Raw genomic sequence first — 7,500 nt, 5'->3', positions numbered from 1 at the left:
GTACACTAACCCGCATGATCTGACGATCATGCATGTCTTCTATCCTCTGCGTGGGGCCGACCGACATCGGCAGCGCGGGTTCCAGGATGGAAGGCGGGAAAGTATGCTTTTGGTTCAGAAGAAAGATCGCCTTTAGTTACCAGCTGGGCGATCGCGATTGACCTGACTGCGCTCAAGTAGCCGAATAGGCGGTAGCGCACTAAGTTATGTCTTTCTCTTTCTGGATCAAATCAAGCGCGAGAAGGGCGTTTGGTGAATGCCTTGGCAGCAAGAGGCGATGAAAGACGTGATACTCTGCGATAAGCCATGGGGAGCTGAGAATAAGCTTTGATCCATGGATTTCTGAATGGGGCAACCCACCTGAAAGTTCGTTGTAAATTGCTCTGCAATATTACAACGGATTTAAACAGGTACTTAAGACCTGAATACATAGGGTTTTAAGAGCAAACCCGGGGAACTGAAACATCTAAGTACCCGGAGGAAAGGAAATCAATTGATACTCCCCTAGTAGCGGCGAGCGAACGGGGACCAGCCGAGCCAGATAAGTGACTAGAACACGTTGGGAAGCGTGGCCATAGCGGGTGACAGCCCCGTATAGGAAGCTTTGATGGACGTATTAAGTAGGGCGGAACACGTGAAATTCTGTCTGAAGATCGGAGGACCACCTTCGAAGGCTAAGTACTCCTTGCTGACCGATAGCGAACCAGTACCGTGAGGGAAAGGTGAAAAGCACCCCGACGAGGGGAGTGAAACAGTACCTGAAACCGAACGCCTACAATCAGTCGGAGGCTCCTTGCGAGCTGACGGCGTACCTTTTGTATAATGGGTCATCGACTTGGTCTCACGAGCAAGCTTAAGCCGTTAGGTGTAGGCGTAGCGAAAGCGAGTCTTAATAGGGCGCATGAGTTCGTGGGATCAGACCCGAAACCGAGTGATCTAGGCATGGCCAGGTTGAAGGTAAGGTAACACTTACTGGAGGACCGAACCCACATCCGTTGAAAAGGATCGGGATGAGCTGTGCCTAGGGGTGAAAGGCCAATCAAACTCGGAGATAGCTGGTTCTCTGCGAAATCTATTTAGGTAGAGCGTCATCCGAATACCCCGGGGGGTAGAGCACTGGATGGGTAATGGGGCCCCACAGGCTTACTGATCCTAACCAAACTCCGAATACCCGGGAGTACTAGATGGCAGACACACTGCGGATGCTAACGTCCGTAGTGGAGAGGGAAACAACCCTGACCTACAGCTAAGGCCCCCAATTCATGGCTAAGTGGGAAAGCAGGTGGGACGACCAAAACAACCAGGAGGTTGGCTTAGAAGCAGCCATCCTTTAAAGATAGCGTAACAGCTCACTGGTCTAAATAAGTTGTCCTGCGGCGAAGATGTAACGGGGCTCAAGCCATGAGCCGAAGCTTAGGATGCCGTAAGGCATGGTAGCAGAGCGTAGTGTGACATAGATCCATGCCTCCTTGATCCCTTCGGGGATATTGGAGGCGAGGATCTTTCGATGAAGCCGGCCTGTGAGGGATCCGGTGGAGAGATCACTAGTGAGAATGATGACATGAGTAGCGACAAAGAGTGTGAGAGACACTCTCGCCGAAAGTCCAAGGGTTCCTGCTTAAAGCTAATCTGAGCAGGGTAAGCCGGCCCCTAAGCCGAGGCCGAAAGGCGTAGGCGATGGGAACTAGGTTAATATTCCTAGGCCAGGAGGATGTGACGGATCACAGGTGTAGTTCAATCTTATCGGATTGATTGGGCTGCTGAGTGGTTCCTGGAAATAGCCCTCCATCAGACCGTACCCTAAACCGACACAGGTGGACTGGTAGAGCATACCAAGGCGCTTGAGAGAACGATGTTGAAGGAACTCGGCAAAATACCTCCGTAAGTTCGCGAGAAGGAGGCCCGGTTCCTAGGCAACTAGGGGCTGGGGGCACAAACCAGGGGGTGGCGACTGTTTATTAAAAACACAGGGCTCTGCGAAGTCGCAAGACGACGTATAGGGTCTGACGCCTGCCCGGTGCCTGAAGGTTAAAAGGAGAGGTGAGAGCCTTGAATTGAAGCCCAGGTAAACGGCGGCCGTAACTATAACGGTCCTAAGGTAGCGAAATTCCTTGTCGGGTAAGTTCCGACCTGCACGAATGGCGTAACGACTTCCCCGCTGTCTCCAACATCGACTCAGCGAAATTGAATTGCCTGTCAAGATGCAGGCTTCCCGCGGTTAGACGGAAAGACCCCGTGCACCTTTACTACAGCTTCGCACTGGCATCAGGATTGTGATGTGCAGGATAGGTGGTAGGCTTTGAAACCGTGACGCCAGTCGCGGTGGAGCCTCCCTTGAGATACCACCCTTCGCACTCTTGATGTCTAACCGCGGTCCGTTATCCGGATCCGGGACCCTGCGTGGCGGGTAGTTTGACTGGGGCGGTCGCCTCCTAAAGCGTAACGGAGGCGCGCGAAGGTTGGCTCAGAGCGGTCGGAAATCGCTCGTTGAGTGCAATGGCAGAAGCCAGCCTGACTGCGAGACTGACAAGTCGAGCAGAGTCGAAAGACGGCCATAGTGATCCGGTGGTCCCGAGTGGAAGGGCCATCGCTCAACGGATAAAAGGTACGCCGGGGATAACAGGCTGATACTGCCCAAGAGTCCATATCGACGGCAGTGTTTGGCACCTCGATGTCGGCTCATCTCATCCTGGGGCTGGAGCAGGTCCCAAGGGTACGGCTGTTCGCCGTTTAAAGAGGTACGTGAGCTGGGTTTAGAACGTCGTGAGACAGTTCGGTCCCTATCTGCCGTGGGTGTAGGAGACTTGAGAGGAGTTGCCCCTAGTACGAGAGGACCGGGGTGAACGATCCACTGGTGGACCAGTTGTCGTGCCAACGGCAGTGCTGGGTAGCTATGATCGGACAGGATAACCGCTGAAGGCATCTAAGCGGGAAGCCCCCCTCAAAACAAGGTCTCCCTGAGGGCCGTGGAAGACCACCACGTCAATAGGCCGGAGATGTAAGCGCAGTAATGCGTTCAGTTGACCGGTACTAATCGCCCGATAGGCTTGATTTGATCCAGTAATGGAAAGACAAGACCAAAGCATACACCGACCTTGAGTTGGACAACACTGATTGAAACACACACCGCACTTTGCAACACAAAGTCGATGTGGGGATTTTCCTCGGTTTGGTGGTCATAGCGCAAGTGAAACACCCGGTCCCATCCCGAACCCGGAAGTTAAGCACTGCCGCGCCAATGGTACTTGGGCTTAAGCCCTGGGAGAGTAGGTCACCGCCAAACCTAGAAAAATCCCCCCTCTCTAACACGATGAAAAAAAACACTACCCGGCCTCAAGTAGCGTAAGCGATAGGCCAAAAATGGTCTCAACTCGCCGAATAGGCGGTAGACCAACGCTAAGTGTCGCGGGATGGAGCAGCCCGGTAGCTCGTCAGGCTCATAACCTGAAGGTCGCAGGTTCAAATCCTGCTCCCGCAACCAGTGTTGGCGAACAGAGACCCGAACAAGCCGCCTCAGGGCGGCTTTGTTCATTCTGGGGCGCACCCAACGCGAGCAATCCCGCCAACTCACCAACAAGTTCAATCGTATACGTCCCATCATCCGGGATTAGCCTTATCTCAGACAGCAGCCCGCGAATGATGCATGTCGCTTCAGCCTGCGAAGAGGGATCGCGCAATGCCGTGGTTAAATTGGCGACTTGTTTCCGATACACATCGGACAATCCGGGATGCAGCAAAACTGGCGGTTCATCTGACGCCGAATTGATGGTGTCTTGGAGTTCGGATTTGCGAACCTCCAACGCTGTCAGCTTATCCTTCATGCTGGCGTGGAACATGCCGTCGCTGATGGCGTCTATGAGATGTGAGATCTTATGCTCGACCTGTGCCAGACCACGTGTCGCGTTACTCCGCTCCTGCTGAATGGACCCGGCAAGACGGTTGTATTCCTCCTGATAGGCTTTGGCGAATTCCGCAATCAGATTGGGGTGCAGCAACTGCTCTTTGAGTCCAGAGAGAACTCGATCTTCGAGGTCCGCGCGTTTGATCGTGAGGCGGTTGTCGCAGGTGCCTTTGTTCCGTTGGGTGGAACACCCGTAATACTGCTTTCCGACTTGGATGACGCCGCCGCCACAACACCCACAGGTCAGCATCCCAGAAAACAGATGCCGTGCCCGCTTGGTGCGGCCCAGCCTCCTGATGCTATCGCTGATCGCGGCGTTGCGCGTCTTTTCCTGCCGTGCCTTCACCGCGTTCCAAAGGTCATCGGACATCCCAAACAAGATTTGATCGTCTCGCAGCAGCATCGCATTCTTGTTTCGTCCGCAGTTGCCCAGCGGATGTTCGATCGGAAGGATGTATTGATCCCGGCAAAGAAATTGCTCTCTCTGGACGCAATAGACATAGTGTTCGACACCTCGAACGGTGTGGAGTTTTTTCACCTGCTGTTCGATACTCATGAACTTGTTTGGTCAAACGGTGCGCTGACAGAAAGCCTGCTTACTGGACCGGAAGCTCTCAAATCAGTTTCTGCTGAGGCTTATCAAGAGATATTGGCATTGTTTCCGGAGAGCTGTGATCCTTTGTTTGAAGCCTTGTCGGTGCGCTATGCCCCGAAGAGAGGAAAACAGATGCTTAAGCTGGTGGACCGGCATCAAGCGAACAAAAAAGCCGCTGTACAGCTGAACGGCATCCGCTTTATTGGGCTAAGCTAATCTGACAGTGCGGGGCATTGGAAATTCTTTGCCCGGCTGGTTGGTTTTTCTAGTCTTGATATATGTATGTTTTGCGTTGATTGATTGATCGGTTCTATATGGATTGATTTTTTCCGACGCTGTTTGCGGGAGGGCAAAACCGGCGTTGCCGAACACGATTAAGTTGTTGGCTTTATGCGTGAAGCGAACACCAGAGTGCCAACTCTTGGATTTCAGCCATGCGACCAAAACGGTCACGCAAAAGACTGTCAGAATACGAAAATCGTACTATCGCAGACCGGCGTTAAATTGGGAGTACCGTTGATGGAGCTGCGACGCAGCCTTATCGACCTATGTTTGTCAGGTCAATTGAACCCAATAGAGCGTTAAGCCACCATCCCAAAAAAGCGTCCTTCTGCATCGAAATCATGAAGCGACTGGTATTGGCCCGATCTCACTTCGATTTGGCCGAAGAAAGAAAAATTTAGGCTGAAATTCGAATGAGTGAATGGAAACTCCAAACCAATATTGGATGACGCGCCAAACAAGGTGCCTAGTAAGTTACAGAGATAGAATTGGAGCGTCAGTCATGCAGACCGAAGCAATCAGTGCCGTCGAAGTAATCAACATGCATTTGAACAGACACTATGAAGCCGATCAACGCGCAGATGCCGTTGTCGAAATGTTACTAGAAAATGAAATCTCCAGCGCAGATTTCTGGCCTTTATTGCGTGGCTTATGGGGTGGGTTCGAAAAAATTGATCACACCATGTTCGTGCACGCGATGGACGCAGAAAAACGAAAGTCATGTTGGATTCCGACGGAACAGTGGCAACGGCTTCCCAATGAAATCTCGGTTTTTCGCGGTCAAAGCCTAGGAAAAGAAGTTGGTCTGTCTTGGACGATAAACCTTGATGCAGCGTTGGACTATGCAACTAGACGTCGTGGTTCGACAGCCAAAATTCCGATCATCCTTGAAACCAAAATCCCAAAAAGCGCTGTCGCAATGGTTATCGAAAATGGTGAGCTCAATGACCTCGTCTTGTGGAGGGCGCCGCAGATTTCAAACTGCGTAGTCACCCAAATTTCCTCTATGATGCACTGATCAAACAGCGACGTATCTCAGGTTTGGTAAAAACAGCCCAGGCCGAAGCCAGGACATCGCGCCCGCTCAATTTTGTCTTTGAAATTCACGCGGCGTTAGCCCCGTCCAATGCTTGAATGCCGTGGAAAACGCGGGCTGGTTGGCAAAATCCAGGTAGAATGCAACTTCTCCGATGCTGAACCCGTCCTTGAGATACGTCTTCGCAAGATCGCACCTGATATTTTTGACTATACCACGAAAACTCAGGCCTTCCTCACTGAGACGTCGCGAGAGAGAACGCGTGCTAAGCCCAAGGTTTAACGCCACTTCCTGCGCGTTTAAAATTCGTCCTGGGAGCTTATTCAATATCTGGGCTTCCACCTTACTACGTATCCCTGGTGAACTCGCGACGCGCATTCTCAAAAGAGTATTTCCGTAGTCCGTAAGATGGTTTCTGAGTGCGGGGTCATAACTTGGTATTGGGAGATCAAGCGATGCAAGCGATAAAATGATCTCGTTTTCTTCGGAACCAAAGGAAATCGTGCAGCCCGCCGCTCTTTTAATTGCGGATGCCGAAGACTTAACTGCGTGCTTGTACCGAACTTCCAAGGGGTGAAGTTGAGTATTCGTGACAATGCGCATCAATGAAATTGTCGAGAACAAGAGAAACTCGGTGCGTCGATGATACCTGCTGAGCTCGCCATCAACAACTTGCATCCTCAACGAAGCGTGGTTTCCTGACTCAACAAGACTGTATTCAATGCTTTCATCAACCAATGCACCGTAAAGTGAAGCATTTACGATGGCTTCTCTGAGAGTCTGTGAATACTTTGAAATATACCAAACTATGTCGCGAGGTGTTTTGAATGCCAAACCGGCTATTGTAGCGAAGGCTCGGTCTCTTAACTGATCACAAGCCAAACGAATAAATTGACCCTCCTTAAATGGGTCAATTTCTCTGGTGGCCTCTTTCAAGTCGGCTCGCGTCAAACCTGAGTTTTTTAAGACTATCTCAAATTCATTTGCATCTTCCATGCGCTGCGTGAGCATTTGGGCAAAATGCCTTAACCAAGTGTTGTCGACACCCATCTGGCTATTCCAATAATTCGCAGTGGTTTTGATGCGGGATGTTCCAAAAACGATATCTGACGAAGGGCTGCAAGTCACTTTGCAAAGTACTGAAGATCATCTGTTTTGGTAGATTTTAGGCATCGCGCTTAAGGCAAGCGGCGGATTCCCTCACTTGCCGATGCTTCCGTCAATGAGGCCGAAAAACTCTTCAAATTAAACATTTAGCAGGAGACATCATTATGTAGCCGTTTGCATTCAGGGTACTCGCAAACCCACAACGTCATAGCGAGACCAGCGGGTCGTCAACACTTTCACAACCTCAAACCAGTGATCTAACGCCCTAAGCTTTCGAAGAATGAACCTCTCGGGATCAATAGGTGAATACTTCGACAAGACTCGCGTTTGGTTTGTAAGTAGATTCCACGTTTGCAGCGCCGTCGTAGAAGGCAACATCGCTGACCTTGGGTTCAGCTAGCAGTTCGCCTTCGACCCAAAATGCATCGAATATCGATTTAAATTCGACGCCCTTTGGGTAATCAACATGAATGATCTGGTTGGGTGACGGCGAAGGAGTATGAACGCAAGAACCTGCAACCGGAACAAACAGGAATTCGGTTACAACTCCTCCATCGATTGTCAGTGGTACTATGTACC

At 51.1% G+C, this 7,500-nt stretch carries 5 protein-coding genes, 1 tRNA gene and 2 rRNA genes; 5 read left to right on the top strand and 3 right to left on the bottom strand.

The genetic code is table 11. The annotated features are described in order from the left end of the window. Positions 1–228: 228 nt before the first annotated feature. The 3 genes from GOV53_RS11805 (at position 229) to GOV53_RS11795 (ending at position 3,481) form a co-directional block, all read left to right on the top strand. A 23S ribosomal RNA gene (locus GOV53_RS11805) occupies positions 229–3,055 on the top strand. A gap of 113 nt (positions 3,056–3,168) precedes the next feature. Then, positions 3,169–3,283, top strand: a 5S ribosomal RNA gene (gene rrf, locus GOV53_RS11800). Between the two features lie 121 nt (positions 3,284–3,404). Beyond that, positions 3,405–3,481 (top strand) — tRNA-Met (locus tag GOV53_RS11795). On the opposite strand, the gene GOV53_RS11790 is transcribed toward GOV53_RS11795, so the two are convergent. After that, positions 3,438–4,151: a zinc ribbon domain-containing protein gene (locus tag GOV53_RS11790; RefSeq protein WP_254439287.1), complete on the bottom strand. Its 714-nt coding sequence runs from the start codon at positions 4,149–4,151 to the stop codon at positions 3,438–3,440. The two genes, GOV53_RS11795 and GOV53_RS11790, sit on opposite strands and share 44 nt — an antisense overlap. A gap of 12 nt (positions 4,152–4,163) precedes the next feature. Here GOV53_RS11790 and GOV53_RS21325 point away from each other — a divergent pair, with 12 nt between their 5' ends. Then, positions 4,164–4,712: a Hint domain-containing protein gene (locus GOV53_RS21325; RefSeq protein ID WP_254439286.1), complete on the top strand. Its 549-nt coding sequence runs from the start codon at positions 4,164–4,166 to the stop codon at positions 4,710–4,712. Positions 4,713–5,280: 568 nt separating this feature from the next. After that, positions 5,281–5,796 (top strand): hypothetical protein, encoded by a 516-nt coding sequence (locus GOV53_RS11785; RefSeq protein WP_170466901.1) that lies wholly within the window; start codon positions 5,281–5,283, stop codon positions 5,794–5,796. Positions 5,797–5,862: 66 nt separating this feature from the next. On the opposite strand, the gene GOV53_RS11780 is transcribed toward GOV53_RS11785, so the two are convergent. Beyond that, the gene (locus GOV53_RS11780; RefSeq protein ID WP_170466900.1) at positions 5,863–6,864 is read right to left on the bottom strand and encodes an AraC family transcriptional regulator; all 1,002 of its coding nucleotides are present in this window, start codon (positions 6,862–6,864) and stop codon (positions 5,863–5,865) included. 352 nt (positions 6,865–7,216) lie between these two features. Further along, a partial coding sequence (locus tag GOV53_RS11775; RefSeq protein WP_170466898.1) for a DUF3299 domain-containing protein occupies positions 7,217–7,500 on the bottom strand: 284 nt, incomplete at its 5' end.

The organism is Ruegeria arenilitoris, assembly GCF_013035315.1.
Classification (GTDB): domain Bacteria; phylum Pseudomonadota; class Alphaproteobacteria; order Rhodobacterales; family Rhodobacteraceae; genus Ruegeria; species Ruegeria arenilitoris_D.
The sequence above is the reverse complement of the archived record's forward strand: the minus strand, read 5'-3'. Positions and strand labels throughout refer to the sequence as shown.

Bases quoted from the DNA above. Each gene is read 5' to 3' on its own strand.
- GOV53_RS11790 (WP_254439287.1), bottom strand. From the start codon at position 4,151: ATGCTGACCTGTGGGTGTTGTGGCGGCGGCGTCATCCAAGTCGGAAAG.
- GOV53_RS21325 (WP_254439286.1), top strand. From the start codon at position 4,164: ATGCCGTGCCCGCTTGGTGCGGCCCAGCCTCCTGATGCTATCGCTGAT.
- GOV53_RS11785 (WP_170466901.1), top strand. From the start codon at position 5,281: ATGCAGACCGAAGCAATCAGTGCCGTCGAAGTAATCAACATGCATTTG.
- GOV53_RS11780 (WP_170466900.1), bottom strand. From the start codon at position 6,864: ATGGGTGTCGACAACACTTGGTTAAGGCATTTTGCCCAAATGCTCACG.